The organism is Actinoplanes sp. TBRC 11911, assembly GCF_012933445.1.
Classification (GTDB): domain Bacteria; phylum Actinomycetota; class Actinomycetes; order Mycobacteriales; family Micromonosporaceae; genus Actinoplanes.
Map to the genome: position 1 here is coordinate 54,303 of NZ_JABBNC010000020.1, position 26,262 is coordinate 80,564.

General features: G+C 70.3%; 29 protein-coding genes. 12 read left to right on the forward strand and 17 right to left on the reverse strand.

Features of this window, described 5'->3' with window-relative positions; translation table 11 throughout:
- Nucleotides 1-46: 46 nt before the first annotated feature.
- Entirely contained in the window at nt 47-724 is a 678-nt protein-coding gene (locus HH310_RS25080) for an A24 family peptidase (RefSeq protein WP_312034301.1), read from the forward strand.
- Here the strand turns inward: HH310_RS25080 and HH310_RS25085 are convergent.
- The 5 genes from HH310_RS25085 to HH310_RS25105 form a co-directional block, all read right to left on the reverse strand.
- Nucleotides 711-3,860, reverse strand: a complete 3,150-nt coding sequence (locus HH310_RS25085) for a UvrD-helicase domain-containing protein (RefSeq protein WP_169178093.1) — start codon at nt 3,858-3,860, stop codon at nt 711-713. The genes HH310_RS25080 and HH310_RS25085 overlap by 14 nt on opposite strands.
- A 79-nt stretch (nt 3,861-3,939) precedes the next feature.
- Nucleotides 3,940-5,145 (reverse strand): metallophosphoesterase, encoded by a 1,206-nt coding sequence (locus tag HH310_RS25090; protein WP_169178094.1) that lies wholly within the window; start codon nt 5,143-5,145, stop codon nt 3,940-3,942.
- A 162-nt stretch (nt 5,146-5,307) separates the two neighbouring features.
- Nucleotides 5,308-5,550, reverse strand: coding sequence for a MoaD/ThiS family protein (locus HH310_RS25095; protein WP_169178095.1), 243 nt, complete (start codon nt 5,548-5,550; stop codon nt 5,308-5,310).
- Nucleotides 5,551-5,554: 4 nt separating this feature from the next.
- Nucleotides 5,555-6,574 (reverse strand): GTP 3',8-cyclase MoaA, encoded by a 1,020-nt coding sequence (gene moaA / locus HH310_RS25100; RefSeq protein ID WP_169178096.1) that lies wholly within the window; start codon nt 6,572-6,574, stop codon nt 5,555-5,557.
- 77 nt (nt 6,575-6,651) lie between these two features.
- Nucleotides 6,652-7,539, reverse strand: a complete 888-nt coding sequence (locus tag HH310_RS25105; RefSeq protein WP_169178097.1) for a fructosamine kinase family protein — start codon at nt 7,537-7,539, stop codon at nt 6,652-6,654.
- Between the two features lie 56 nt (nt 7,540-7,595).
- Here HH310_RS25105 and HH310_RS25110 point away from each other — a divergent pair, with 56 nt between their 5' ends.
- Both HH310_RS25110 and HH310_RS25115 read left to right on the forward strand, forming a co-directional pair.
- Nucleotides 7,596-8,099: a GNAT family N-acetyltransferase gene (locus tag HH310_RS25110; protein ID WP_169178098.1), complete on the forward strand. Its 504-nt coding sequence runs from the start codon at nt 7,596-7,598 to the stop codon at nt 8,097-8,099.
- Nucleotides 8,100-8,181: 82 nt separating this feature from the next.
- A complete protein-coding gene (locus HH310_RS25115; RefSeq protein WP_169178099.1) occupies nt 8,182-9,252 on the forward strand; it encodes a DUF4192 domain-containing protein in 1,071 nt (356 codons plus the stop codon).
- 50 nt (nt 9,253-9,302) lie between these two features.
- On the opposite strand, the gene fdhD is transcribed toward HH310_RS25115, so the two are convergent.
- The gene (fdhD, locus tag HH310_RS25120; RefSeq protein WP_169178100.1) at nt 9,303-10,130 is read right to left on the reverse strand and encodes a formate dehydrogenase accessory sulfurtransferase FdhD; all 828 of its coding nucleotides are present in this window, start codon (nt 10,128-10,130) and stop codon (nt 9,303-9,305) included.
- Between the two features lie 147 nt (nt 10,131-10,277).
- Between fdhD and HH310_RS25125 the strand changes: the two genes are divergently transcribed.
- From HH310_RS25125 to HH310_RS25135, 3 genes are read left to right on the forward strand one after another with little or no spacing between them, the layout of a single operon-like run.
- Nucleotides 10,278-10,877, forward strand: coding sequence for an NTP transferase domain-containing protein (locus tag HH310_RS25125; RefSeq protein ID WP_312034302.1), 600 nt, complete (start codon nt 10,278-10,280; stop codon nt 10,875-10,877).
- Complete coding sequence (locus HH310_RS25130) at nt 10,874-11,113, forward strand: DUF6457 domain-containing protein (RefSeq protein ID WP_169178101.1); 240 nt, start codon at nt 10,874-10,876, stop codon at nt 11,111-11,113. The genes HH310_RS25125 and HH310_RS25130 overlap by 4 nt, the downstream gene beginning before the upstream one ends.
- A 58-nt stretch (nt 11,114-11,171) precedes the next feature.
- A complete protein-coding gene (locus HH310_RS25135) occupies nt 11,172-12,260 on the forward strand; it encodes a T3SS (YopN, CesT) and YbjN peptide-binding chaperone 1 (RefSeq protein ID WP_169178102.1) in 1,089 nt (362 codons plus the stop codon).
- Here the strand turns inward: HH310_RS25135 and HH310_RS25140 are convergent, their stop codons facing one another.
- Together HH310_RS25140 and HH310_RS25145 are read right to left on the reverse strand one after the other, a co-directional pair.
- The gene (locus tag HH310_RS25140) at nt 12,261-13,967 is read right to left on the reverse strand and encodes a beta-propeller domain-containing protein (RefSeq protein WP_169178103.1); all 1,707 of its coding nucleotides are present in this window, start codon (nt 13,965-13,967) and stop codon (nt 12,261-12,263) included.
- Nucleotides 13,968-14,008: 41 nt separating this feature from the next.
- Entirely contained in the window at nt 14,009-14,464 is a 456-nt protein-coding gene (locus HH310_RS25145; RefSeq protein ID WP_169178104.1) for an Lrp/AsnC family transcriptional regulator, read from the reverse strand.
- 67 nt (nt 14,465-14,531) lie between these two features.
- On the opposite strand from HH310_RS25145, the gene ddaH reads away from it, so the two are divergent.
- Both ddaH and HH310_RS25155 read left to right on the forward strand, forming a co-directional pair.
- Nucleotides 14,532-15,392 (forward strand): dimethylargininase, encoded by an 861-nt coding sequence (gene ddaH, locus HH310_RS25150; RefSeq protein WP_169178105.1) that lies wholly within the window; start codon nt 14,532-14,534, stop codon nt 15,390-15,392.
- Nucleotides 15,393-15,420: 28 nt separating this feature from the next.
- Nucleotides 15,421-15,993 (forward strand): bacterial proteasome activator family protein, encoded by a 573-nt coding sequence (locus tag HH310_RS25155; protein ID WP_169178106.1) that lies wholly within the window; start codon nt 15,421-15,423, stop codon nt 15,991-15,993.
- Here HH310_RS25155 and HH310_RS25160 read toward each other — a convergent pair.
- The 4 genes from HH310_RS25160 to HH310_RS25175 all read right to left on the reverse strand — a co-directional run bounded on the left by HH310_RS25160 (nt 15,988) and on the right by HH310_RS25175 (nt 19,789).
- Nucleotides 15,988-16,785, reverse strand: a complete 798-nt coding sequence (locus HH310_RS25160) for a Cof-type HAD-IIB family hydrolase (RefSeq protein ID WP_211192601.1) — start codon at nt 16,783-16,785, stop codon at nt 15,988-15,990. The genes HH310_RS25155 and HH310_RS25160 overlap by 6 nt on opposite strands.
- The gene (locus HH310_RS25165; RefSeq protein WP_169178108.1) at nt 16,785-17,597 is read right to left on the reverse strand and encodes a Cof-type HAD-IIB family hydrolase; all 813 of its coding nucleotides are present in this window, start codon (nt 17,595-17,597) and stop codon (nt 16,785-16,787) included. The genes HH310_RS25160 and HH310_RS25165 overlap by 1 nt, the downstream gene beginning before the upstream one ends.
- Nucleotides 17,598-17,705: 108 nt before the next feature.
- Nucleotides 17,706-18,968: a serine--tRNA ligase gene (serS, locus tag HH310_RS25170; RefSeq protein WP_169178109.1), complete on the reverse strand. Its 1,263-nt coding sequence runs from the start codon at nt 18,966-18,968 to the stop codon at nt 17,706-17,708.
- 32 nt (nt 18,969-19,000) lie between these two features.
- Entirely contained in the window at nt 19,001-19,789 is a 789-nt protein-coding gene (locus HH310_RS25175; RefSeq protein ID WP_169178110.1) for a hypothetical protein, read from the reverse strand.
- 67 nt (nt 19,790-19,856) lie between these two features.
- On the opposite strand from HH310_RS25175, the gene HH310_RS25180 reads away from it, so the two are divergent.
- From HH310_RS25180 to HH310_RS25190, 3 genes are all read left to right on the forward strand, one after another.
- Complete coding sequence (locus HH310_RS25180; RefSeq protein WP_169178111.1) at nt 19,857-20,285, forward strand: OsmC family protein; 429 nt, start codon at nt 19,857-19,859, stop codon at nt 20,283-20,285.
- A gap of 69 nt (nt 20,286-20,354) precedes the next feature.
- Nucleotides 20,355-20,717, forward strand: a complete 363-nt coding sequence (locus HH310_RS25185; RefSeq protein ID WP_211192602.1) for a metallopeptidase family protein — start codon at nt 20,355-20,357, stop codon at nt 20,715-20,717.
- A 63-nt stretch (nt 20,718-20,780) separates the two neighbouring features.
- Nucleotides 20,781-21,515 carry an AIM24 family protein gene (locus tag HH310_RS25190; protein ID WP_169178112.1) on the forward strand — a complete coding sequence of 245 codons (735 nt, stop codon included), beginning with the start codon at nt 20,781-20,783 and terminating at the stop codon, nt 21,513-21,515.
- Here the strand turns inward: HH310_RS25190 and HH310_RS25195 are convergent.
- From HH310_RS25195 to HH310_RS25210, 4 genes are all read right to left on the reverse strand, one after another.
- A complete protein-coding gene (locus HH310_RS25195; protein ID WP_169178113.1) occupies nt 21,512-22,090 on the reverse strand; it encodes a hypothetical protein in 579 nt (192 codons plus the stop codon). The two genes, HH310_RS25190 and HH310_RS25195, sit on opposite strands and share 4 nt — an antisense overlap.
- A 25-nt stretch (nt 22,091-22,115) precedes the next feature.
- Nucleotides 22,116-22,505, reverse strand: a complete 390-nt coding sequence (locus HH310_RS25200) for an ACT domain-containing protein (RefSeq protein WP_169178114.1) — start codon at nt 22,503-22,505, stop codon at nt 22,116-22,118.
- Between the two features lie 63 nt (nt 22,506-22,568).
- Entirely contained in the window at nt 22,569-23,030 is a 462-nt protein-coding gene (locus HH310_RS25205) for a hypothetical protein (RefSeq protein WP_169178115.1), read from the reverse strand.
- Between the two features lie 102 nt (nt 23,031-23,132).
- Entirely contained in the window at nt 23,133-23,861 is a 729-nt protein-coding gene (locus tag HH310_RS25210; RefSeq protein WP_169178116.1) for a hypothetical protein, read from the reverse strand.
- Nucleotides 23,862-24,146: 285 nt separating this feature from the next.
- On the opposite strand from HH310_RS25210, the gene HH310_RS25215 reads away from it, so the two are divergent.
- A complete protein-coding gene (locus tag HH310_RS25215; protein ID WP_169178117.1) occupies nt 24,147-25,346 on the forward strand; it encodes an arginine deiminase in 1,200 nt (399 codons plus the stop codon).
- Here HH310_RS25215 and HH310_RS25220 read toward each other — a convergent pair.
- On the reverse strand, nt 25,343-26,221 hold the full coding sequence (locus HH310_RS25220; RefSeq protein ID WP_169178118.1) for a DUF5926 family protein: 879 nt from the start codon (nt 26,219-26,221) through the stop codon (nt 25,343-25,345). The genes HH310_RS25215 and HH310_RS25220 overlap by 4 nt on opposite strands.
- Between the last annotated feature and the right edge of the window lie 41 nt (nt 26,222-26,262).

Sequence of the window (26,262 nt, forward strand, 5' to 3'; positions counted from 1 at the left end):
CAATGCGACGCGGAAAGCGACTTTGTGACCACTACGTTGCACGACCGTGTCACTACTTCTCGTGATCTTCGCGGCGCTGTACGGCGGCGCCACCGCCGCGTTCCTGCCCACCGTCGCGCATCGGCTCTCCGTCCGATTCGGAGAGCCGGCGCGATCTTCCTGCGCCGGCTGCGGCGACATCTATCCAGCTTGGGTACGCGTCGGCGCCGCATGCCGGTGCCACCCCGGCTCGCTGATGATCGTCCCGGTCGGCGCCGTCACCGCCGCGGTGCTGGCCGTCGCGATCGGACCGTCCGCGCTACTGCCGGTCTACCTGGTCGCCACCGTCCCGGCATTGCTCCTCGGGGTGATCGACCTGCGCTGCCGGCGACTGCCCGACCGTCTCGTCGGCACGCTCGCGGTTCTCGCCGCGGTGCCGTCCGCGATCCTTCGGCCGTCGATGATCGGCCCAGCGATCGCGGCCGGCGGGGTAGTCCTCACGGCGTACGCAATGATCGCCGTCTTGATGCCCGGCGGCCTCGGCCTGGGCGACGTGAAGCTCGCCGGTGTCCTGGCCCTGATCGTGGGTTTCGCCGGTTGGCCGGCGGTGATCGTCGGCGTGATCGCGCCCCACCTGATCAACGGCCCGATCGCGATCATCCAGTTGGGGCGCGGCCGACGGACACCGCTCGCGTTCGGACCGGCGCTGCTGGCCGGCGCGCTGATCGCGATTACAACAGCCTGAGCTGGCGATCCTTGGGACGGGACGGAACCGTGTCGCCGAGCCGCTCGAACAATCCGGAGTCGATCGCGTCCAGGAACGGCGTCGGCGACTGCTCCCGCTCGCTGCCGTGCCGGAACCGTCGCGCCGCGTGGCTCACGAAGAGACGGTCCTGCGCGCGGGTCAGGCCCACGAAGAACAGCCGGCGTTCCTCGGCGGTCTCCTCGTCGGTCGGTGCCCCGCCGGGCCAGCGCAGCGGCAGCAGGCCGTCCTCGCAACCGACCAGGAAGACGACCGGGAACTCCAGGCCCTTCGCGGCGTGCAGGGTGAGCAGGTTGACCGCCTCGGCGCGCCGGTCCAGCGCGTCCACCTCGGCGCCGGTCGCGATCTCCTGCAGGAACTGCGGCAGATCGTCACCGATCTTGTGAGCCAGCGGCATGAGCAGGTCGGCCGCGGTCCAGATGTCGTCGGGGGCAAGGTGCTCCGCGTCCAGCGTCGGGGCGGCGTACCGCTGGGCCAGCACCTGCGCCGTCGTCTTGACGCGTGCCGAGAGGGGATCGCGCCCGTTCGCGTGCCGCAGCTCGCGGGCGATTACCTGCACGCCGGCCCGATCGCGGAGCCGGTTGTGCGACCGCTTCTGCACCGGCACGCCGGCCCGGGACAGTGCCTCGAGGATCGGCCCGGACTGCGCGTCGGTGCGGTAGAGAACGGCGATGTCCGAGAACGACAAATTGCCCATCGCGGCCGTCCGGGAGTCGACGCGGCCCGAGTCGAGCGACCGGTGCGACAGACCGCCGACCAGCTCGTCGATGGTGCGGACCACGAAGTCGGCCTCGTCCGCGACGCTCGCCGCCCGGTAACGGCCGACCAGCGACGCCTCCGGATCCAGCCGCGCCGGGTCCAGCCGACGGCCGTTGACCAGCGTGGACGGGGCGATGGCCTGCACCGCGGCGGCGAGGATCGGCGCCGACGAGCGATAGTTGCGGGTCAGCCGCACCAGCCGCGCGTCCACGAAGTCCTCGTTGAAGCGCAGGAAGTATTTGACGTCGGCGCCGCGGAACGAATAGATCGCCTGGTCCGGGTCGCCGATCGCGCACAGGTTGCCGTCCGCGGGACTCAGCAGCCGCAGCAGCTCGTACTGGACCTCGTCGACGTCCTGGTACTCGTCCACGAAGATCCATTGCCAGCGGCGCCGGTACTTCTCGACCAGCGCCGGCTCGTCGCGCAGCAGTGCCACCGGCAACGTGATCAACTCGTCCAGGTCGACCAGGTCCTGCTGGCGCAGCAATTTCGCGTACGCCAGATCGTCGTCCCCGGCCTGCTCCCGCAGCTCGGTCCGTTCGTTCTCGTCGGCGATCCGCCATTTGGCGCCGAGCCCGGCGGCCTTCGCGTTCTCCTTCAGGATGGTCAGGCCGACCGAGTGGAACGTGCCGACCGTGATGTCGTCGGCGTCGGCCCCGAGCAGGGCGTCGAGACGTTCGCGCAGCTCGGCCGCGGCCCGCCGGGTGAAGGTGATCGCCAGGCAGCGTTCCGGGACGACGCCGAGCTCGGCGCAGAGGTAGGCGATCCGATGCGTGAGCGTGCGCGTCTTGCCGGTGCCCGGGCCCGCCACGATCAGGAGCGGGCCGCCCGGGGCCGAGGCCGCGACCCGCTGCATCGCGTCGAGCCGGTCGAGAAGGCCGGTGCCGACCTCTTCCATGCCGGCCAGCATCGGCTCGAACGGCTCGTGCGGGCTGGGCGGCGGAGTGAGCGGCGGCGGGCTGGCCACCGCCGGTTTTTTCGGCTCTTTGGCGGCTTTAGCGGGCTTTACTCGGGGCGCCGGCGGTTCCGGCTTGCGCTGCTGCGGAACGTCGAACAGGGTTTCCACCTGCGGCGCGCTCGCGCGATTACGCAGCTCACCCGGCTCGAAGAGGGTGATCACGCCGTACTCGCCGTCGTAGCCCGCGACCCGCCGGACCGCCCCGCGACGCAACCGCTCGATCGCCTCGCGCAGGTTGTCCCCACCGGCCTGCCCGATCGCGTCGACCGGAATCTTGCGCAGAATGTCCAATTCGGACCCGAGCGTCGCGACCAGGTGATTCAGCGTGGCCTCGACGGTCTTCGACTTCGGTCCCACGCCGTTGATCTCGCCGAGGATCTCGTGCAGCTGGATCAGGTGCTCGACGTGGATGTCTTTCTGATAGCCGTCCGGGCGATCGGCCAGATCCTCGACCCGGCTCAGCACGCCCACGGTCAGCGGCTTGCCGCACTCCGGGCAGCGGCCGCCGTTCTCCCTGGTGCGGGCCGGTTCCCAGGCGATGCCGCAGGCCCGGTGCCCGTCCGCGTGGTACTTGCCCTCCTCGGGGAAGAACTCCAGCGTGCCGGCGAGCCCCTTCCCGTCGCGTACGGCGAAATAGTCGGGTTCGCCGGTGAACAGCGTCGCCTCGCGGGCCAGCGCGGCCGGCGAATGCGCGTCCGAGTTCGAGACCAGCCGGTATCGGTCCAGGCTGGAGACTCGCCAGTTCATCTCCGGGTCGGAGGAGAGGCCGGTCTCCACGGCGGTCACGTGATCGGCGAGATCCGCGTAGCAGTCGGCGATCGCGTCGAAGCCGGACTTCGAACCCAGCGCCGAGAACCACGGCGTCCAGATGTGCGCGGGCACCAGGTAACCGCCGGACTCGAGCGCGATCTCCAGCAGGTCGCGCGAGTCCAGCCCGAGGATCGGCCGGCCGTCCGCGGTCAGGTTGCCGATGCGGCCCAGGGCCGTGTTGAACTTGGCCGCCGACGCGAAGTCGGGCATGTAGATCAGGTGGTGCACCTTGCGAGTGCGGTCGTCCCGCTTGTAGATCGTGGAGATCTCGACGCTGAGCATGAAACGCGCGCTCGGGCTTTTTTGGAGCGAGCCGGGCAGCCGCCTGGTCACATCGGACTCGTCGGCCAGCCGGTACAAACCGGGCCCGGCGTCGACCAGATTCTCCTTGAGATGGTCGAACCACGCGGGGTGGGTGAAGTCGCCGGTCCCCAGCAGCGCGATTCCCTTACGCCGCGCCCACCAGGCCAGATTCGGCAGTGTCAGATCACGGCTGCACGCGCGCGAATACTTCGAGTGGATGTGGAGGTCCGCGACGTATGTGTCCGCGGTGACCGAGGACCCTGCGTTATCCGAGGGCACGCGCTGCATCCTGTCACGCCCTCCGGTGCTCTCACGAATCGCCACGCTCTAGCAAACTCACCGATCTTGATCTTTAGTCCTTGATCTCTCAGCTCGTCCGTAACTCGATGACGGTGACCTGCGGGGGCGCACCCACCCGGACCGGCGGGCCCCAGAAGCCGGCGCCATTGGTCACGTACACCGGCATGCCATCGACGGTGCCGAGGCCGGACACAATGGGTTGTTGCAGCTTGACCAGCAGGTTGAAGGGTGCCATCTGGCCACCGTGCGTGTGCCCGGAAACCTGGAGATCGACCCCGAAGGGGGCCGCCTGCTCGGCCGCCGCCGGTTGATGCGCCATCAGCACGACCGGCCGGGTGCGATCTCGGTCACCCAGCGCCTTGGCGAAGTCCGGCGGATCGCCCACATCGGCCCCGCCCAGATCGTTCACCCCGGCGAGGTCCAGGCCGGCGATCTCGAGGCGCTCGTTCCGCAACGGCCGTACGCCGAGACGGGCCACCTCGTCGACCCACTCCCGGTAGCCCGAGTAGTACTCATGATTCCCGGTCACGAAATACGCCCCATGCCGCGACTCGATGTCGGCCAGCGGTGCCGCGAACCGCCCCAGTTCCGCCACGCTGCCGTCCACCAGATCACCGACGACGCACACGATGTCCGCCTGCACCGAATTGATCAGCGAGACGATGCGCCCCACGTGATGGCTGCCGGTGAGCGGTCCGAGATGGATGTCCGAGACGACGGCGAGCCGAGTGCCGTCCATGGCGCGCGGCAGCTTGGCCAGGGGCAGTTGAACGCGGTCGAGCTGCGGGGCTCCGAGTGCGGTCTTGACGCCGTAGCCGGTCACGCCCGCCGCGGTGAGTCCGGCGAAGATGGCCGCCCCGCGCGCGAGCAGGAGGCGCCGGTCAATCCCCTCGGCAGCCGCGCCCGGATCGGTCTGGTCGGTCGCCGGTGCCGCGCCAACTGACAGGTTTGCCGAGACCTTTTCCCCCGTACGCCTGGATGCCCGAACCCACGTCAGCCTCAGCACCAGGCGTGGGATCTCGAGCACGAGCAGCACCACGAGCAGGTAGAACATGACGGCCAGCCACAGATATCCGGGCCAGGCCAGCCAGGAAAGGTAACCGGCCCGGACCCCGATGAGGGTCACCGGCACGAGCAGGCCGAGAACCACCGCGACGACGTTCCCGATGCGTCGCGCGCGGCCCTTGGGCAACGGGTCCCGGACGAGCCGCTTCCATAAATAGGCGTGTATCAGGACGACAAGGAGCAAGGCCACCCCGACGAACCCCAGCAAGTCCACTCCTCATCGCGCCGCCCGAAGCGGTTCTCGGCCACGGGAATCCCGCACCCTAACCCGGCCACCCTGTCAACGTCCTGAGTGGCCCGGCCGATGCTCAACGACCGAGAGCCCACTCGCGCGGGAGGTTCGGGCGAGCGGGGCTTGGACCGCGGTGGGTCAGCCGCCGGCGAACGGGGGGAGCACGTCGACCGTCGCGTTCGCCGGGAGCGGAGCCTGGGGGTCGTGGCAGCTCACGCCGTCGACCAGGAAGCTGGCCGCCTTCAGTACCACGCCCAGGCGCTCGCCGTGGCGGCTCGTCAGCATCTGCTGCAGCTCGCTCAGCGACGCGGCCTCGGCCGGCTCGCTCGACTTTCCGCCGGCCGCGGCGCGGGCGCCGGCGAAGAAACGGACGGTCAGCACCGCGTCAGCCTCCGATCGCCGACATCGGGCGCGCCGGCTGCAAGAACGTGGGGTCGTCGATGTCGTGCCCGGCGCGCTTGCCGAGCGTGGCCGCCTGCCAGGCCATCGCGATCTCCCGATCGTCGGCGCCGCCGCGGAGCAGCTTGCGCAAATCGCTCTCCTCGGTTGCGAACAGGCAGTTGCGGACCTGGCCGTCGGCGGTCAGCCTGGTGCGGTCGCAATCGCCGCAGAACGGCCTGGTCACGCTGCCGATGACGCCGACCCGGGCGGGCTCGCCGGCCGCGTCGACGTAACCGGGGACGAGCCAGGTCTCGGCCGGCGCCGTTCCACGTGAAACCGAATCGGGCTGGAGCGAGAAGGGCGCGAGGCCGGCCAGGATCTCTTGCGCGGTCACCATCTCGTGACGATCCCACTGATGCTGGGCGTCCAGCGGCATCTGCTCGATGAAGCGCAGTTGATACCCATACTCCAAAGCGAACCGCAAGAGCGCGGGCGCCTCGTCCTCGTTGACCCCGCGCATCAGCACGGTGTTGATTTTGACCGGTGTCAGCCCGGCCTTGGCGGCGGCGCGCAGGCCGCGCAGAACGTCGGCGTGCCGGTCGCGACGGGTCAGTGCCAGGAAGCGGGCCGGGTCGAGCGTGTCGAGCGAGACGTTGATCCGGTCGAGGCCGGCGTCGCGCAACGAGCCGGCGAGGCGTTCGAGCCCGATCCCGTTCGTGGTCAGCATGATCTGCGGCCGCGGCGACAACCGGGCGACCGCCGCGATCATGCCGACGAGTCCGCGCCTGATCAGCGGCTCGCCCCCGGTGAAACGCACGTCTTTGATGCCCAGCAGCTCGACACCGATCCGGACGAGCCGGACCACCTCGTCGTCGGTGAGCTGCTCGTCACGCGGCATCCAGGCGAGACCCTCGGCCGGCATGCAATACGTGCAGCGGAGGTTGCAACGATCGGTCAGCGACACGCGCAGATCGGTCGCGACCCGGCCGAAACGGTCGGTGAGCGCGAGTCGCTGGTCTCTCATGAATCGAATCTAGCCGCTCCCGCCGCGAACTGCTGTGATCGATTTCGCCCCTGTGGATAACCGTTCTACCTGTGGTTTTACCGAATTGTCCGGCTCGCCGAACCCGCCGCCGCTCGAACCGCCTCCCGGTACGCGCCGCCGAACGCCGCGGTGTGCACGAGCAGCAGATGCAGCTGATGCAGCGCCACCCGGTCGCGCCAGCCGGACGCCAGCGGATACACCTCGTCGTACGCGTCGAGGACCCGATCCAGGTACGGCAGGCCGCCGAAAAGCCCCATTTCCGCCAGATCCGTCTCGCGGTGACCGCCCTGCGCCGCCGGATCGATCAGCCAGGCCCGGCCGTCGAGAGCCCAGTGCACGTTTCCGGGCCAGAGATCCCCGTGGGTGCGGCTGGGTGGCTCGCTCGACGCGTACGACGCAAGCCCGGAGATGACCCGGTCGACCAGCGTGACGTCGGCCGCCGAGAGTGCGCCGCGATCGGCCGAGATCTTGAGATAGGGCAGCAGCCGGCGCTCACCGAACCAGGCACCCCACGGAATGGCCGTCGGCGTGTTGTCCAGCGGCAGCGGACCTATATATCCGGGCCACGGCGCACCGAACGCCTCGGCGCCCGAACGATGCAGCGCCGCGAGGTCCCGCCCCAGCCGCTCGGCCGCCGCCGGGGTCGGATCACCGGGTTCGACCCATTCCATCGCGAGCAAATTCGGAAGATCGGCAATTACTTCCGGTACGGGTACCGCGCCGGCCGACCGCAACCAGGCGAGCCCGGCCGCCTCCGCTGCGAAAAAGCCCCGTGGCGGATCACCCGACGGCCACGTTTTCGTGAATATCGAGGTGCCGTCGTCCAAGGTCAGGCGGCTTGCGCTGGCCACACTGCCGCCGCCCACCGGTGTTTCGCGGATGCGCTGGTGGGTGAGAAATGTCGGGAGATGCTCGGGATGCGCGCGTAAATACGCCTGGTCCACGCGCTTATCTTGCACTTCGCCTTACGCGTGCCCGAAATCGGAGCCAAAATGCTGGCATGAGCCCTGTCACAGTGCGTTCGTACCGTCCGAGCGACCACGCCGCGAGCCGCCGCCTGTGGTCCGAGCTGACGAACGAGCACAACCAGATGTACGGCGAGCCGGTGGACGAGGGCGGTGAGGGCTTCGAGGAATACCTCACCCGCCTGGACCTGGGCGGCCTCTGGGTGGCCGAGCACGCCGATGACGGGGTGATCGGGCTGGTCGGGCTCGTGCTCAAGGGGCGGGCCGGCGAGGTGGAGCCGATCGTCGTCACCGTCACGCACCGGCACAAGGGGGTCGGCCGCAAGCTGCTGCGCCACGTGGCGAACGAGGCTCGCAAACGCAGCATGAACGCGCTGACCATCTCCCCGGACTCGCGGAACGTGGACGCGATCCGCAGCCTGCACGCCGCCGGGTACGACGTGGTGTCGTCGATCGAGCTGACTCTGGATCTTGAGCGCAACCCGCACGGCTGGCAGGAGGAGGGTTTGGAGCTCCACGAGCTGCCGTTCCGCTCCTGACCCTGTGGATGACTTGGCGTGTCGTCCACAGGCTGGATGATCGGCACGCCCCGCATGCCCTCGCCGGTCCACTCTCTCCGGCATGACCCCCGACTGCACGATCATCGTCCGTTCCCCCGCCGAGCTGCTCGCCGTCACCCCCTACCTGCTGGGCTTCCACCCCTCGGACAGCCTGGTGGTGGTCGGTTTGAGCCCCGGTCATCAGGTGGTCTTCTGCGGCCGTTTCGACCTAGACCCGCCGGTTTCTCCGGCCGATGCGGCGGACATGGCGGCGGTCGTCGGCCGGCAGCCGGCCGACGCCCTCGCGGTGGTCGGCTACGGCCCCGCCGGCCGGGTCACGCCCGCGGTTCTGCAGCTCACCAACGCTCTTCAGACCTTGGGCGTACGCCTCAACGACGCCATCCGGGTCACCGAGGGGCGCTGGTGGTCCTATCTGTGTGAGGGTGCGCAGTGCTGCCCGCCGGACGGCACGCCGTGTCCGCCGCCGGGTAACGCCGTCGCCACGCAGGCGATCTTCCAGGGCCAGGTCGCCCTGCCCGACCGCAAGGCGCTGGTGGCGCAGGTGGCCGCGGTGACCGGGACGGCACGCGAGCGCATGGCCGCCGCCACCGAGCAGGCCAAACAGAGACTGACCGACCTGTACGGCGAGGACGTGCGCGCCGAAGCGGCCGGCCGATCGATCCGGAAGGCCGGGCGCCAGGCGATCCGCGAGGCCGAACGACGACACCAGGCCGACCGCTCGCTCACCGACGGCGAGGTGGCATGGCTCGGGGCGCTGCTGGTCGACGCCGCGGTGTTCGACCATGCCATGGACCGCTCGACCGGCGACGAGTGGCGCATCCGGCTCTGGACCGACGTCCTGCGACGGGTCGACGCCCGGCATGTGCCGGCGCCCGGGTGCCTGCTCGCGCACGCCGCCTGGTGTGCCGGCCGCGGCCCGCTGGCCCGCGTGGCGCTGGACCGGACGCTGCAGGAGGCCCCGGGTCATCGGGTGGCCGGCACGCTCGACCGCGTGCTCAGTTCCGGGCTCGGGCCGCACGCGGTCGTCGCGTTCACGCCGCCCGACCAGCGGGCCACGCGCACCGGGCTGGGTGCGCTGCTGAGCCGGGGCGCTCCGAGCGCCCGGCGCGTCGCCCGGCGCAGGTCGCGGTGAGCGCGGTGCGGGTCGCTACGAGTGCGGCGCGGCGCGAGTTGACCGCTCGATCAGACGGTGACGCGCTCCGGCGAGGTGTAGACGTTCATGCTCGGGCCGCGCAGGAAGCCGATCAGCGTCATGCCGGCCTCGTCGGCCAGCTCGGCGGCGAGCGTGCTCGGGGCGGAGACGGCGGCGAGCACCGGGATGCCCGCCATCCACGCCTTCTGGGTGAGCTCGAAGCTGGCCCGGCCCGAGACGAGCAGCACGTGCCCGGTCAGCGGCAGCCGGCCCTCGCGCAGCGCCCACCCGATCACCTTGTCCACCGCGTTGTGCCGGCCCACGTCCTCGCGCAGCACGAGCAGCTCGCCCGCCGCGGTGAACAGGCCGGCGGCGTGCAGGCCGCCGGTGCGCTCGAAGGTGCGCTGGGCGGTGCGCAGCCGGTCCGGCAGCTCCGCGAGGGTGCGCGCCGCGACGGTCATCGGGTCGTCCCCGACGCGGTAGCGCGACCTGGTCCGCACCGCGTCGATGCTGGCCTTCCCGCAGACGCCGCACGAGCTGGTGGTGTAGAAGTTGCGGGTCGGGTCGGTCGCCGGCGGGGGCACGTCCGGGCCGAGCACCACGTCCACCACGTTGTAGGTGTTCGGGGTGTCGGTTCCGGCGCAGAGCTGCGCGGTCACCACGTCGTCGGCGGCGCTGATCACGCCCTCGGTGAGCAGGAAGCCCATCGCCAGATCGATGTCCTGGCCGGGGGTGCGCATCGTGACGGCGAGCGGCTCCTTACGGACGCGGATCTCCAGCGGCTCCTCGGCCGCCAGATCGTCGGGCCGCGGCCGAGGCTCGCTCGTCGCGTCGATATTGATCTTCACGACCGCTCGCCGGGTCATTGTCCGCGCCATCCCCCGAGCGTAGGCCCCATGAGCCGAGGTGGCGCGCCGGCAAAGCGCACGGGCCCGGAACGTGACGTATCGACGAAGAAGAGCGATCAGCCACAGCTGAGTGAGCGCCCGGTCACGCTGGACACGCGCTCGGGATACGGTACGTACGTGGGAGGGTTTGCGGCGGTGGTGCTGGCCGGTGGCGCGGCTCGGCGGATGGGTGGTGCGGACAAGCCGACCCTGACGGTGGCCGGCCAGCCCATGCTGTCCCGGGTGCTGGCCGCGGTGCACGACGCCGATCCCCGGATCGTCGTCGGCCGGGTGCCGCCCGACCTGCCCGTTCCCGTTCACTCCACGCGGGAGGATCCGCCCGGCGGGGGCCCGGTCGCCGCGGCCGCGGCCGGTCTGGCACTGGTTCCGGACGACGTCACGTTCACCGCTCTGCTCGCCGCCGACCTGCCGTTGCTGACCGGCGAGGCGATCGACGTGCTGCGGCTGACCGCCGAGTCCGCGCCGATGCAGGGCGCGGTCTACCGCGACGCGGAGGGCCGGCGGCAGATGCTGTGCGGTGTCTGGCGGACGGCGCCGCTGCGCGAGGCGGTCGGCAAACTAGCCGCGGATCGCGGCAGTCTGCACGGCGCCTCGGTCCGCGAGCTGATGGAGTATTTGCGGGTCGCCGAGGTCTCCTGGCGCCGGCCGGGGCCGCCGCCCTGGTTCGACTGCGACACCGACGACGACCTGCGGACTGCTGAGGAGTGGGCCAGTTGAGCGACCTCCAGGAATGGATCGCCGCCGCCGGTGCCGAGCTCGGGCTCGATCCTGCCGAGATCCCGGTCGGTGCGGTGCTGGACATGGCACGCGACGTCGCACACCAGGTGGTGCGTCCGGGTGCGCCGGTCACGGCGTACCTGATGGGCCTCGCCGTGGGTCGTGGCGCGGATCCGTCCGAGGTCGCGGCGCGGGTGAAAGCGCTGGCCGAGCGGTGGCCCGCGCCCAGCACCTGAGAGGGCGGCGAGCCGGCTCGCGCGTGTCGATAGGGTGACGGGAACGGAGGTGACGATCATGACGTCTGCGAGCCCCGGGGACGAAAATCCGTCCGAGGGTGTGCTGCTCGACGAGCCGACCACGGCCGATCTGCGAGCAAAGGTGACGGAGGCCTGGCGGGACTTCGCCGGCGCGCTGGCCGGAGTGCTGCACTCACTCAGTCCGGGTGGACACATCGACCTGACGCTCGACCCGACCGCGTCGGGCACCGGCATGGCGGTCTACTCCGTGAGCATCCGGGTGCGTGACGGCGGCGTCGTGGAGGCGCTCGCGGTCGGCAACGCCGGACTGCCCGAGGGTTATCGGATGGACCGCGCCTCGGTCGCCGATCTGGTGGCGCTCGGCTGGTCGCCGCCCGGCGTGCTGCCGGGTTCCGGTGACTCGTTCGGGCTGAGCTCCTCGCTGGAGCGCTCCACCCAGCTGGCGACCATCGTGTCCCGCACGTTGCGCGATGTGTACGGTGCGCCGCACCCCGCGTTCCTGGTCTACCTGGTGCACGACGACGAGGACCAGCCGATCGACGCGGGGCCGCTGGGCACCGCGCGGCACGAGCCGAGCCTCGACGAGCTCGCCAGCATCGACGACCTGGACGAGGACGGCACGCTCTCGGCCGCGCTCGCCGACGCCGCCGACGACGTGGTGCCGTTGGAGGAACGCGTACGCACGGTGGTCGCGACCATGTCGAAGACCACTGTCGACCAGCTCCAGGTGGACACCGACGGTGACATCGGCATCCGGGCCGGGTCGGCGATGGTCTTCGTCCGGGTGCGCGACAATCCGCCCCTGGTCGACGTCTTCTCGCCGATCCTCACCGAGGTCGAGCCGACCGAGCAGCTCTACGTGAAGCTGTCCGAGCTGACCAACCGGATGCCGATCGGCCGTCTGTACTGCGCGCAGGACACGGTGTGGGCGTCCATCCCGGTGTTCGGGCGCAACTTCCAGGCCACCCACCTCATGCTCGCGGTGCAGGTGATGACGGGTCTGGCCGACGAGCTCGACGACCGGCTGCACGGCGAGTTCGGCGGGAAGCGGTTCTTCGGCGAGGGCGACAAGCCGGTCCCGCCCAAGGAGGACAACGGCGACCACCGCCCGGGGATGTATCTGTAGTCAGACGGGGAGCCAGGCGAGCCGGTCCAAGGTGGACAGGCGGGACGCCAGCAACCCGGTGTCGGTGACCGTCCACAAGACATCGCCGACGACGAGCGTGCGGCGCGGCACGGCGTGCGCGGGCGGGACGAGTTGTCCCGCCTCGCGCAGGCCGTCCGCCGTGACGTGCAGGGCGAGTGCGCCGCCCACGAGCGGGACGACGAGCAGGTTCGTGGCCGGCCACCACAGCAGGGCGCGCGGGTCGTACTCGGCCTCCGACGACGCGCCGGCCACGAAATGTTGCGCCAGGCGCGCCGGGGCGGCCGGGTCGGTCACGTCGAACAGGGACACCTGCATGCCGGTCGCTCGGCCCTGCGTCGTCGCCTCCTGACCGATGCCGACCAGGCGGTTCTCGCCGACCGGCTGGAGATGCGCCGAGAAGCCGGTGATCTTCAGCTCGCCGGTCACGCGCGGACGGGACGGGTCGCTCAGGTCGAGGCTGTAGAGCGGGTCGGTCTGGCGGAAGGTCACCACGTACGCCCGTGGGCCGATGAAGCGTACGGAGTAGATCCTTTCGTTCTCGCCGAGACCGCCGACCTCGCCCACCTCGGTCAGCTTCGTGTCCTGTTGACGCAGCACGCGCACGGCCGAGCTCTGCTTCACCGAGTCGGTCGTCGCCACCCGCAGGTGACCGTCCCACTCGGACAACGCGTACTGGTTGAGCAGCGTGCCCGGGACCTTGCCGGACGCGGCCAGCACCGGTTTGCCGGCCGGGGGCAGGTCGAACTTGAAGATCTCGGCGTCCATCGGCTGCCGCGCGACACCCGCCGCGTTGAGCATCGTGTTGAGCCGCCAGCCCGGGTTGTTCGCCACGTACAGGCTGTTCGCCGTGCCGTACACGACATCGCCGTCGGCCAGCACGCCGACCGGGGCGCCGTCGTCGAGCCGCGGTGCCCTCAGATCGAACGTCAGCACCCGCATCAGCTGCGTCCCGGAGTACGGGGAACCGGTGGGCCGGCTCACCTGCTCGCAGCCGAGCCGGCCGTCGGTACGCGACGTGCCGGTGGTGACGTCCCAGGTCGGCAGCAGCGAGTCGATCTGCGGCGTGCTGCTCAGCACGACCCGGGCGACGTCGGCGTTCTGGCGTGCGTCGACCAGCCGGCCGTCGCCGCGATACCGGCTGATCAGGCGGGGTGCGCCGGTCAGGTCGACCAGCAGGATCTCGGTGCCGACACCGACCGGGCCGCCGATCCGCTCGTCCATGGCCAGCGAGACGGACGGCGACATCAGCACCAGCGCGCGGTCCCCGGCCAGCAACAACGTGCCCGGACCGCCGAGCTCCGGGCGCAGGGCGAGCGATCCGGTCTCGGTCCGCGACGCCGCGTCCACCACGCGCAGCACCCCGCCGGACACGGTCACGATGCGGCGGCCGTCCGTCTTCACCATGTCCGGTTCGTCCACGCCTTGCTCATGCACATTCGTTCCCGAGTACGCCTCGACGGAGGCCTGAGCGGGCGCGGCCTCCGCGGCAAGTGGCGCACGGGCCGTGTCCGGCAGCGGGCGCTTCTGATTGTCCTGGGCGGCCTTGCGCAGCTCCTTCTCGAGCTGGGCGCAGGAGTCGAACGCGACGAGGCTCATGACGGCGCGCTTGGGTGGCGGTGGCGACGTGGTGGTGCAGGCCGCCAACGGCAGTACGGCGAGGAGGGCGACGATCCCGGAACGGCGCATGTCGGCTTGGACGGGCCGGCGCGCGAATGCGTTCCGCGTCTCTACATGCTTGGCACCGGCGTGGGCGACTCGACCAGCCGGGACAGCACGATCATGCTGCGCGTCGAGGTCACGAACGGCTCCGCCCGCAGCCGCTCCAACGCCTGCTCCAGGTGCCCGATGTCGGCCGCCCGCAGGTGCACCAGGGCGTCCGCCTCACCGGACACGGTGTAGGCGCCGACCACCTCGGGATGCCGCCGGGTGGCCACGGTGATCTGCGCCGGGGTGGTGCGGCCGGTGCAGAAGAGCTCGACGAATGCCTCGGTGGTCCAGCCGACCGCGGCCGGGTCGATGACCGCGGTGAATCCCTTGATCACCCCGGCTGATCGAAGCCGATCGACGCGTCGTTTCACCGCCGGCGCGGACAGCGAGACCTTCGCCCCGATGTCGGCGTACGACGCGCGAGCATCCGCCACCAGCAGCGCAACGATTCGCTGGTCAACGGCGTCCATCTGCAACGATTCGCCTCCAACACACAAGAAAAGTCGCTGTTTCGTGCAATGAAGCCTACCTACGCTCTACCTCATGAACCACAGCGACCGCTTGCCGCGAAATAGGACATATCTCATGTGTTCGCCGGACCATTTCACGGTCGAGTACGCGATCAACCCCTGGATGGACACGACCGCGCCGGTCGACGCCACGCTGGCCTTCCGGCAGTGGGAGATGCTGCGCACCACGCTCGCCGATCTCGGCCACACGGTGCACGTCCTGAACGGGGTGCCCGGCCTGCCCGACATGGTGTACGCGGCCAACGGCGCGTTCTCGGTCGACGGCAAGGTCTACGGGGCACGGTTCAAGTTTCCGCAGCGCGCCGCCGAGGCCGACGCCCACCAGCTGTTCTACGCGAGCGGGGAGTGGAGTTTCGCCAGCCCAGGGCACGTCAACGAGGGGGAGGGCGACTTCGCTTACCTGCCGGAGGCGTACGGGGGAATGGTGTTGGCGGGTTATGGCTTCCGGACCGACCCGGCGGCGCACGCCGAGGCGCAGGAGGTGCTGGGCCGGCCGGTCATCTCGCTCAAACTGGTCGACCCGGCCTTCTACCACCTGGACACGGCGCTCGCGGCGCTCGACGACCGGCACATCGCCTACTACCCGGACGCCTTCTCGCCGGCCTCGCAGCGGGTGCTCGCCCAGCTCTTCCCGGACGCGGTGATCGCCGACCGGCACGACGCCGAGGCCTTCGGGCTCAACCTGGTCAGTGATGGTCGTCACGTCGTCCTCAACACCGAGGCGGTGGCGATGGGTGACAAGGTGCGCGCGGCCGGCTACCTGCCCGTGCACGTCGAGCTCACCGAGCTCAAACGCGGCGGCGGCAGCGTGAAGTGCGCGGTGGCCGAGTTGCGTCCGGGCGTATTGAAGGCTGGAGAGGCCCTTGGCGCTTGAGGTGCGTTCGTGCGGGAAGATGGTTCGCATGACCGACGACAAGCAGCCGCAGCCGGAAAACCAGGAAGACGGATCCGTCATCGTGGTCGGACCCGACGGGCGTCCGATGGGCACGGTCGAGGCGGACGGCTCGCTCACGCCCGAGGAACCGGGCAACCTGATCGAGCAGCCGGCCAAGGTCATGCGCATCGGCAGCATGATCAAGCAGCTGCTCGAAGAGGTGCGCGCGGCACCGCTCGACGAGGCCAGCCGCGGCCGCTTGCGCGAGATCCACCAGCGCTCGATCACCGAGCTCGAGGACGGCCTGGCCCCCGAGCTGCGCGAGGAACTGGAACGCTTGTCGTTGCCGTTCGAGGGCGAGTCACCGCCCAGCGAGTCCGAGCTGCGGATCGCGCAGGCCCAGCTGGTCGGCTGGCTGGAGGGCCTGTTCCACGGCATCCAGGCGGCGCTGGTGGCGCAGCAGATGGCCGCCCGCCTCCAGCTCGAGCAGATGCGTGGCGGCCGCCCGGCGTTGCCGATGAACCCGAACGGGATGATCCCGGGCATGCCCAGCCAGCCGGGCGGTGAGGTCCGCGAGGGCCGCACCGGGCAATACCTATAGGTCGAAGAGTTCGCGCAGGTAACGCGCCACCCCGTCCTCGTCGTTGGTCCTGGTGACCTCGTCGGCGACCGCCTTGACGGCGGGGTGCGCGTTGCCCATCGCCACCGACCGGCCCGCCCAGGTCAGCATCGGGATGTCGTTCGGCATGTCGCCGAAGGCGATCACCTCGGCCGCCTCGATGCCCTCGTGCTCACACAGCCACGCCAGCCCGGCCGCCTTGGTCACGCCGGACGCGGAGATCTCGACAAGCGCGCTGGACGACGAGCGGGTCGGCTCCGCGGCATCCCCGAGTGTGCCGCTGACCAGCTCGAAGAACTCGTCGGGAGCGTGGCTCGCCGAGCGGGCGAGCAGCTTCACGGCCGGTGCCGAGAGCAGCTCCTCCGGGCTGGTCAGCACCCGGGCCAGGTCGTGCTCGGGCTCCCAGCGCACCGGCCAGGCCGCCTCGTAGCGGAACGCGCGGCCGTCCTCGACCTCCACCGCCAGGCTGATGTCCGGCACCGCGTCGCGCAGCCGCTTGACCACGTCGCTGAGCAGGTCGACGTCGAGCGGGGCGGCGCGCAGGATCTCGTCGGTGTCCGGGTCGTAGACCACCGCACCGTTCGCGCAGACGGCCGGCACCGGCTCCGCCATCTGGTCGTAGAGCTGCGTCAGCCAGCGGACCGGGCGGCCGGTGACCACGACGAGCGGCACCGGGAGTTCGGCGATGACGTCGAGGGTGCGTTTGCTGAGCGTTCCGTCTTCGCGGATCAGCGTGCCGTCGATGTCGGTGGCGACCAGGCGGTAGGAGTCCATCAATTCGAGAGTAGCCGGTCCAGGTAGACGGCCACGCCGTCCTCGTCGTTGGACAAGGTGAGCTCGTCGGCCGCGTCGCGTAGCGCCGGGTGGGCGTTCGCGACCGCGACCCGCCCCCAGCCGGCCCAGGCGAACATCGGCAGGTCGTTCGGCATGTCGCCGAAGACCAGCACGTCGGCCGGGTCGACCCCGATCGACTGCGCCACGACCGCGAGGCCGGTGCCCTTGTCCACGTGCGGCGGGCAGATCTCCAGGTAGTTCAGCCCGGCCTGGGTCACCGTGGCGACCTCGGGCGGCACGACCCGGCGGGCCACCGCGAGCAGCTCGTCCACGTCGTGCGTGAAGGACCGCGCGAACCCCTTGATCACGTCACCGGTGAGGCAGGCGTTGCGGGTCCGGGTCTCGAAGGCGACCGGGTACCGCCAGGTCGGGTCGTAGTCGCCCCAGAGCGGGGCGTCGTCATGCTCCAGCGCCTCGACCATCACCGAAAGCGGACCGACCTCGGCCTCCAGATCGGCCAGCACGCGGGCCAGGGCCGGCCCGGACAACCGGGACCGCAGAATGTATTCCGACTCGGCCTGGTCGAGCACCCAGCCGCCCTGGGCCATCACCAGGTAGTCGGCGGCGCGGATGTCGCCGCGGGTGAGCGAGGCGAGCCGCGGGCCACGCCCGGTGGCACCGACCACCCGGATACCGGCGGCCCGGACGCGATCGAGGACCTCATGGGTGTACGCGGACACGGTGTCGTCGCTGCGCACGAGGGTGCCGTCGAGATCGGTAGCGATCAGCTTGGGGAGTCCAGGCCGTGCCATTGATACCTCCGAGGGTGGGGCAACCCCCGCGGAGGGCGGAAGGAAAACGGTACACCCACGCAACTACCAGCGGCTATGACTTTTGGTAGCCGGTGGGTGTATTAAGCGTTAGCGACGGGGTTCAAGTACGTCACGGCCGCCAAGGTACGGCTGAAGGGCCTTCGGCACCCGCACCGAACCGTCCGGCTGCTGGTGGTTCTCCAGGATCGGAATCAGCCAGCGGGTGGTGGCGAGCGTGCCGTTCAGCGTGGCCGCGGTCTGCGTCTTGCCGTCCTCGTCGCGGTACCGGATGTTCAGCCGCCGCGCCTGGAACGTGGTGCAGTTCGACGTCGAGGTCACCTCGCGGTACCGCCCCTGCGACGGCACCCAGGCCTCGCAGTCGAACTTGCGGGCCGCGCTCGAGCCCAGGTCACCGCCGGCCACGTCGATCACCCGGTACGGGATTTCGACCTTGGCCAGCATCTCCTCCTCCATCGCGAGGAGCCGCTGGTGCTCGTCGGTCGCCTCCTCGGGCCGCACGAAGGAGAACATCTCGACCTTGTCGAACTGGTGCACGCGCAGGATGCCGCGCACGTCCTTGCCGTACGACCCGGCCTCCCGGCGGTAACACGTCGACCAGCCGGCGAAGCGCTCCGATCCGCCCTCGAGGTTCAAGATCTCGTTCGAGTGGTACGCCGCGAGCGCCACCTCCGACGTGCCCACCAGGTAGAGGTCGTCGGCCTCCAGGCGGTAGACCTCGCTGGCGTGCGCGCCGAGGAAGCCGGTGCCCTCCATCGACTCGGGCTTGACCAGGGTCGGCGTGATCGACGGGGTGAACCCGTGCTCGACGGCCTGGGCGATCGCCATCTGCAACAGGCCGAGCTGCAGCAGCGCGCCCACCCCGGTCAGGAAGTAGAACCGCGAGCCGGACACCTTCGCCCCACGCTCGGTGTCGATGGCGCCGAGCGCCTCGCCGAGCTCCAGGTGGTCCTTCGGGTTCTCGATGCGCGGGATGTCGCCGACCTCGCGCAGCACCACGAAGTCGTCCTCGCCGCCCGGCGGGACGCCGTCCTGCACCACATTGGGCACCGCGAGGTGGGCCGCGCGCAGCGTCTCGTCGGCCTGCGTGCTCGCCGCCTCGGCCGCCTTGACCTCGCCGGCCAGCTCCTTCGTGCGGGCCAGCAGGGCGGTGCGCTCGTCGCCGGACGCCTTCGGCACCTGCTTGCTCAGCGAGCGTTGCTCGGCCCGCAGGGACTCGAACCGCTGGGTGGCGGCTCGGCGCTCCTCGTCGGCGCGCAGCAGCGCGTCCACCACGTCGGTGGACTCGCCGCGCAGTCGCTGGCTGGCGCGGATCCGTTCGGGGTCGTCGCGAAGCAGACGCAGGTCAATCACGCGCCGAGCCTACCGGCGAGCCGCCCGGATCATCATCCGGATATGCCGTGCGAGCCGTTGGGGTGATCGCGGTCGCCCGGCGCCGGGGTGAACGGCTGTGCCGGCATCACGGTCAGGCCGAGCGGCTCGTCCGGGCGCTGGTCCCCGTTCGGGGCCGGCGGCCGCCGCCACGACCACACGGCGGCGGGCTCGTCGACGTGCTCGACGGTGTCGCCCGCGGCGCCCGTCTCGCCGGCGGCCGGGGACACGTGCCGGCCCGCCAGATACAGCGCGATCAGGGCGAGGATGGCGCCGGCGACCGCACACCACACCCCCCGGCCGTACGCGATCTGGACGTCATTGCGGTCGACCTCGATGAAGGTGCGAGGGACCGTCCGGCTGTCGCTGCCCAGCACGAAGGTGATCGCGAACAGCAGGCCGAGCAGCGTGCCGCCCGCGCTCAGGCCCATCAGCCGCGCGTAGTGCCGGCCGGCCGGCGGCCCGAACATCGTGAGCACGATGGTCACCGCCAGCAGGAACACGCCGATCATGAAGCCGGTGCCGAGCGCACCCAGGTCGGCCACCCCGGTGGGCAGCGCGACGCGTCCCACCCCGGACAGCGAGAACTGCTGGTCGACGGTGGTGATCTGCCACTCCGAGATGATCGCCGCGAAGAAGGCCGCCGCGGCCAGCACCGCGGTCAGCGGAACGGCCCGCCGGTCGGCCGCGAGGCTGCGCAGCGTCGTGCTGTTCCACCTGGCGCGCGACGGCGGCGCGGGGCCGAACTCGACGACCTCCTCGGGCCCGGTGATGTCGATCGGCTGCTGCTGCGGGGAGGCCATGAGACCCATGATGTCCTCCTGCCCGGTCGAGCGGCCACCGGCGATCGGATGGACTAGCGTTTCCGCTATGCCTATTCGCACTGCTTCGGCTCAATGGCAGGGGAACCTCACCGAGGGTTCCGGCACTATGAAGACCGGTAAGGGTGGTATTCAGGGGAACTACTCCTTCAAGTCCCGTTTCGAAGAGGGTGAGGGAACTAACCCGGAGGAGCTGATCGGCGCCGCGCACGCCGGCTGCTTCTCGATGGCCCTATCGGCCGAGCTCGCCAACGCGGGCTTCACCGGCACATCCGTCCAGACCACCGCCAAGGTGCACCTCGACAAGGGCGACGCCGGATTCGGCGTCACCCGCATCGACCTCGAGACCGAGGGCACCGTCCCGGGCGCCGACGAGGCGACCTTCGTGAAGCTGGCTGAGCAGGCGAAGGCGAACTGCCCGATCTCGCGCCTGCTCTCCCCGGGCGCCCAGATCTCGCTCAGCGCCAAGCTCGCCTGACCTGACGACCACTCCCAGAGGCCGATGCGGCCGGCTCGACCGCATCGGCCTTCAGCTTTTCAGCGCACAATGAACGCCGTGCCGGTCGACATGAGTCGTGAACGCTTCGAGGAACTGGTCGGCGAGGCCCTCGACGAGGTGCCCCAAGAGCTGATGTCGGTGATGAACAACGTGGTGTTCATGGTCGAGGACTCGCCGCCGGGCGGCGGTGACGGTCTCCTCGGCCTGTACGAGGGCACGGCGCTCACCGACCGCGGCTGGAACTACGCCGGTGTGCTGCCCGACCGCATCACCATCTACCGGCTGCCCACGTTGCAGATCTGCGACACCGAGGACGACGTCATCGACGAGGTCGCGATCACCGTGGTGCACGAGATCGCCCACCATTTCGGCATCGACGAACACCGCCTGCACGAGTTGGGATGGGGCTGAACCGGCCTCTCGCCTCGACGCCGCCTCCTACCCTGACGGAGACATCCAACAGGAGGGACGTTCATGCGTAGCGAGCTTTTCTCGGCGGACAACCTCGAGAAGGAGTCGGCCCAGCCCGGCCTCCGGCTGCAGAACTCGAAGCTGCTCAAGGCCGAGCTGAACGGTGAGTTCATGGCTCGCGTCGGCTCGATGGTGGCGTACCAGGGTGAGGTGCGCTTCGAGGCGCTCGGCTCGGGCGGCATCGGCAAGTTCCTCAAGCAGAAGCTCACCGGCGAGGGCGTGCCGCTGATGCGGGTGCGCGGCCGGGGTGACGTCTTCCTCGCCGAGAACGCGTCCGACGTCCACCTCATCGACCTGGACGGTGGCGACGCGCTCTCCATCAACGGCGCGAATGTGCTCGCCTTCGACTCGACCCTGAAGTACGACATCAAGATGGTCGGCGGCGCCGGCATGATGTCCAACTCCGGCCTGTTCAACTGCGTGTTCAGCGGCCAGGGCCGGATCGCGGTGACGACCAAGGGCACCCCGGTGGTGCTGACCGTCGACCAGCCGACCTACGTCGACCCGCAGGCCGCGATCTGCTGGTCGGCGGGCCTGCAGACCGGTTACCACCGGGCCGATCAGATGGGTTTGGGTACGCTGCTGGGCCGCACCACGGGCGAGCGTTTCACGATGAGCTTCGCGGGTCAGGGCTTCGTCGTCGTCCAGCCTTCGGAGGAGCCCCCGGGCGGCCTCGCCGGGGCCGCGGGCGGCCAGCAGCAGAGCAGCGGCGGCATCCTCGGCGGCATCTTCGATTAGAAGCCGCAGGCCAGGACCCGGATGCCGGGTGGGGCCTCGGTCTGGACGCGGTCGATGCAGACGTCCGAGCCGGCCGTGACGAGCGTGAGAGCGCTGCCGCTGCCGGTGCTGATCACCAGCAGCGGGTCGGTCTCGTCCGCGTTCTCGCCGGTGACCTCGACCCTCGTGAACGACCAGGTGCCCGAGCAGAACGGGCCGTCGAACACCCGTAACGGCTCGGTCGGGATGCCCGGCTTGCCCTTGATCAACGTCAGGATCTGGGCTCCGGTGGGCGCGGTGGCGCACTTGGCCGCGTGCGAGGGCGTCGGCGTGGGTGACTTCGTCGTCGGCGGCGTCGTGGGCGCGACCGTGGTGGTCGGGTAGGCGTACGGGGGAATGGTCGTGGGGAAGCCGGTGAAGGTCGGCACCGCGGTCGGCAGGGTGGCCGCGGGGTAGGCCGGTCCGGACGCGACGGGCGCGGTGCTCGGCGCGGTGAACGCCGGCGACGTCGGTAGCGGCTGCGGCGGCACACCGCAGGCCGCGAGCAGGCCGATCACGGCGCCGGCCAAGGGGATCACGCGTGTGCGGGGGAACACGCCGACATGGTAGGCCGGTGCGCGGTCACGACGAGATGCGATGACCGGCCTTCGTGAGCGTGTCCACCGCTTCGGTCAGGCGCACGGTCGGCACCAGCAGATAATCCGTCGTATATGTGGAAAAGGTCACGATGTTCACGCGGGCGTCGGCGAGCGGGCCGATCAGCGACGCCAGCACCCCGGTGAGCGCGAGATCGAACGGACCCACCACGCGCAGGCAACGCCACGCGGTGTCGGCGATCGCGTCCGGCGGCACCCGGTCCGCCGGGCAGATGATGGAGAGCTCCTCCGACGTCCAGCTCAGCGAGATGACGGTCTTGTCGTCCGGACCGTTGCCCAGCGAGGCAGGCATCGGCGAACCGGCCGGCAGCCGGCACACCGCGTACTCCTCCGGTAACAGGTCTAGATCGAGCATGAACGCAGACTACGTTCAGCCGATCAACCTTGCCCAGTGCGGCGATCGCCACACCCCGGCGATCTAGTAACGCACCGCCGAGAAGAACGTCAATGAACCGGCCACCCGCTCGCCCTCCAGCAGCGGCGTGGCGATCGCGTCGACGGTCAACGGGGTCTCGCCGGGACCCGGCACCACCCGCAGCAACCCGCGCGCGAGACGCTCGCTGCGGATCGCCAGCAGGGGCGGGATCTTCTCGGCGTCCGACTCCTCGAGCGCGCCCGCGCCCGCGGTGAAGTCCAGCAGGCGCAGCACCGCACCCAGCGGCTGGCCGATGGCCTCCGGCGGTTTGCCCAGGCCGAGCAGCTCGCCGGCCGAAACCGACACGGCCAGGATCGCGGTGGAAGTGTCGATGATCATGCACGGTTCGGTGGCCGCTGCCACCGTGGCCGTCCATCGCTCGACACCCGGGACGAACTCGGCCTCGGCCGGCGTGCGCGCCTGTGGCACGAACGCTCCCGAGAGTGAGAGCTCGACGTGGGCCACCCGGTCCTCCTCGCTCCTCCGCTTCGATGGGGGAGCCGTGGCCGCGACCGTTTCCGATCGCTCGCCACGGCGCCTATCCCGTCGACGACACTGGGAGGAACGTTACCGGCGTACTGGTCGCTTGTCAGCGGCCGTTTGTCCGTCGCGGTACCAGCGATAGTCGCCGGCCGGACGGTAGGGCGCGTTTGCCCAGGTGGCGGGGTGCTCCGCGACGGCTGAGAGCTTGCTCGCGGTGGCCGGCGAGATCCGGGCGCCGCCGGCGATGAGCAGCCGGTCGAGCTCCTTGTCGGTCGCGACCAGGACCTCCTTGGGCAGGCCGTGCACGCTGATCACGCCGGAACCGACAAAAGTGAGCACCGGGGTGACCGGGACACTCAGGCCGACGGCGGCGGACAGGGCCTTGCTGGCGCGGCGGGCCTCACGACGGGCCTCGGCCACGTACTGCGGGCGCTTCCCGTTGATCTGCACCACGTCACCGGCGATCAGGACGCGGGCGCGGCCGTGGTCGGCCACCGTGACGGCGTACACGCCGCCGGGGCCGATGGCCAGGAAGCCGGCGCGGTCGTCGGCCAGGTCGGGCTCGTAATAGCCCTGCGCGTCGGTGCGCGGCCAGTCGACGATGTGCCAGTTCGGTCCGAGGCGGTCGAGACGGGTGAGCGCCCGGGCGCCCGCGGCTTCGAGACGGCGAGCTTCCTTCTCGGCACGACGGCGACGGGCCCACTCGACAGGTGACTGACGCGGCGGCGCATCCAGGGCGGTGGACGGCTGGGCCAGCGGGTTGAGAGTCTTGGGCGATACGGGCAGAGCAGGGCGGGCTGGGAAGACAGTCACTGCGACCTCCGGCAAAAGGTCCTTCGGGCTCTCTTTCACATCACCGTACGTGCTTGGCCCCCTACGGAGGCAAGACGGTGAAGAGGAAAGAAAGGGGAGTGAGTGGGGATGAATGCCGCATTCATGCACCAGAACTTCTTGCGGATAGTGCATCTCACGGTCTGTTCTCCCGTTCGGCCAGTTCGAGAACCAAGTTAGCCTCACCTTCGCATTCGCGCACCGATGTCCCATGATCTAGTACGGAACGTGGTCGGACGAACGCACTGAGTACCGGAGGATCCCCAGGTGGTGCACTACGTTGACAGTGAAGTCGCCCCGCTCCGCACGGTCCTGCTGCACCGGCCGGGCGCCGAGCTCGCGCGGTTGACCCCCAGAAATAACGATTCGCTCCTTTTCGACGGAATTCCCTGGGTGACGCGCGCCCAGGAGGAGCACGACGCGTTCGCCGAGGCCCTGCGCTCGCGCGGCGTCGAGGTCCTGCACCTCGGCACCCTGCTCGCCGAGACGCTGGCCGTCCCGCAGGCCCGCGCGGAATTGTCCGAGAGCGTCCTGGCCGACCAGCGGCTGGGTGACGCCCTGCGGGAGCGGATCCGGCAGTACCTGGACGACCAGGACGCCCAGCGCCTTGCCGACGTTCTCATGGCCGGTCTCGCCCATGAAGAGCTGAAGCCCGGCCCCGGCGGTCTGGTCTACGAGATGATGGACCGCCTCGACTTCGTCATCGACCCGCTGCCGAACCTGTTGTTCACGCGGGACTCTTCGCTGTGGGTGCACGATCGGGCGGCGGTCACCAGCCTGGCCATGCCGGCCCGCGGCCGCGAGACGACGCTGACCCGGGCCATCTACCGGTACCACCCGCGCTTCGCGGGCACCGACCTGCTGTACGACCCGAGCCTGGAGAACCTCGAGGGCGGCGACGTGCTGCTGCTGGCCCCGCGGGTGGTGGCGATCGGGGTCGGCGAGCGCACCACGCCGGCCGGTGCCGAGCGGCTCGCCCGCCGGGTGTTCGCCGCCGGGCTGGCCGACACGATCCTGGCGGTGCCGATCGCCCAGGAGCGGGCCACGATGCACCTGGACACGGTCTGCACGATGGTCGACGTGGACGCGGTGGTGATGTATCCGAACATCGCCGACACGCTGCAGGCGTTCACCGTGACGGCCGGGCCGGACGGGGAGCCGCGGGCGCGGGGGCCGCGCCCGTTCCTGCAGGCCGCCGCCGAGGCGATGGGCATCGAGCGGTTGCGCACCATCGACACCGGCCTGGACCCCGTCACCGCCGAGCGCGAGCAATGGGACGACGGCAACAACACGCTGGCCATCGCCCCGCGCGTCTGCGTCGCCTACGAGCGAAACGTCGAGACCAACGCGCAGTTGGAGCGCGCCGGCATCGAGGTGGTCCGCATCCGCGGCTCGGAACTGGGCAGCGGCCGGGGCGGCCCCCGCTGCATGAGCTGCCCAGTTCAGCGCGAGGCTCTCCAGGCCTAGCGCAGCGTCAGCTGCCGGCCGATCAGGCCCTGTTTAGCTCGGCGGGCGTCGGCCTCCAGGGCGCCCGTCTCGCCGAGCGTGTCCGCGTACCGCTTGGCGAAGTCGGCCAGCGGGGCCTCCCAGTCGATCGCCTCCGGCTCGCCCGGCAGGTCCCAGACCGGGACCAGCAGGCCGTGCGCCCGGAACATGCCGGCGAACTTCGTGTTCTCGCCGAGCAGCAGGTCGTTGCTCGCGGAGAGCCGGGCCAGCGCGTCCAGCGCCTGATCCTCCGGCTCGGGGAGCACCCAGCGCACGTGCCCCTTCTCGGGCGCGACGCGGCACCAGTACGCGGCGTGCGCCGCGCTCATCCGCACGGTCGGGTAGATCGAGGCGTTCGCCCGTTCGAGGGACGCCTTCACGTTCGGGTCCTCGGCCTGGCTGGCGTCGAGCCAGTACTCGAAGCTGTCGTGCATGGTGATCTCGAGCGGGCCGTCGACCAGCACGTCCTGCAGGCGCAGGCCCTCGCCGGGCAGCGCCGGGACGGACACCGTGGCGCCCGGCTCGGTGCGCAGCGCGCTGAGGATCGCCACCGCCAGGTCGCGGGACACGTCACCGGACTGCACATGCCGCTGCAGACCGATGAACACCCGGCCGTCCGTACGCGTCATCGCCGGCCACGCCATCGGCAGCACCGTGGAGAGCACCACGGGCCGGTCCCCGTACTCCTCGATGATCTCCGGCTTGAGGGTGAGCGGCGCGGACGCGGCCGGCACCAGCTCGCGCAGGGCGATCCACTCCGGCTCGTCCGTCAGGCCCTCGAAGGGACGGGCGACGAAGATGTCCCGCACCTTCTCGCGCTTGGGTGCGTTCTGGCGTTGGTTCCGGCGCTTGCTCACGGCGTCAGAGCCTAAGCGGTGAATGCCGGAAAAGGACACTC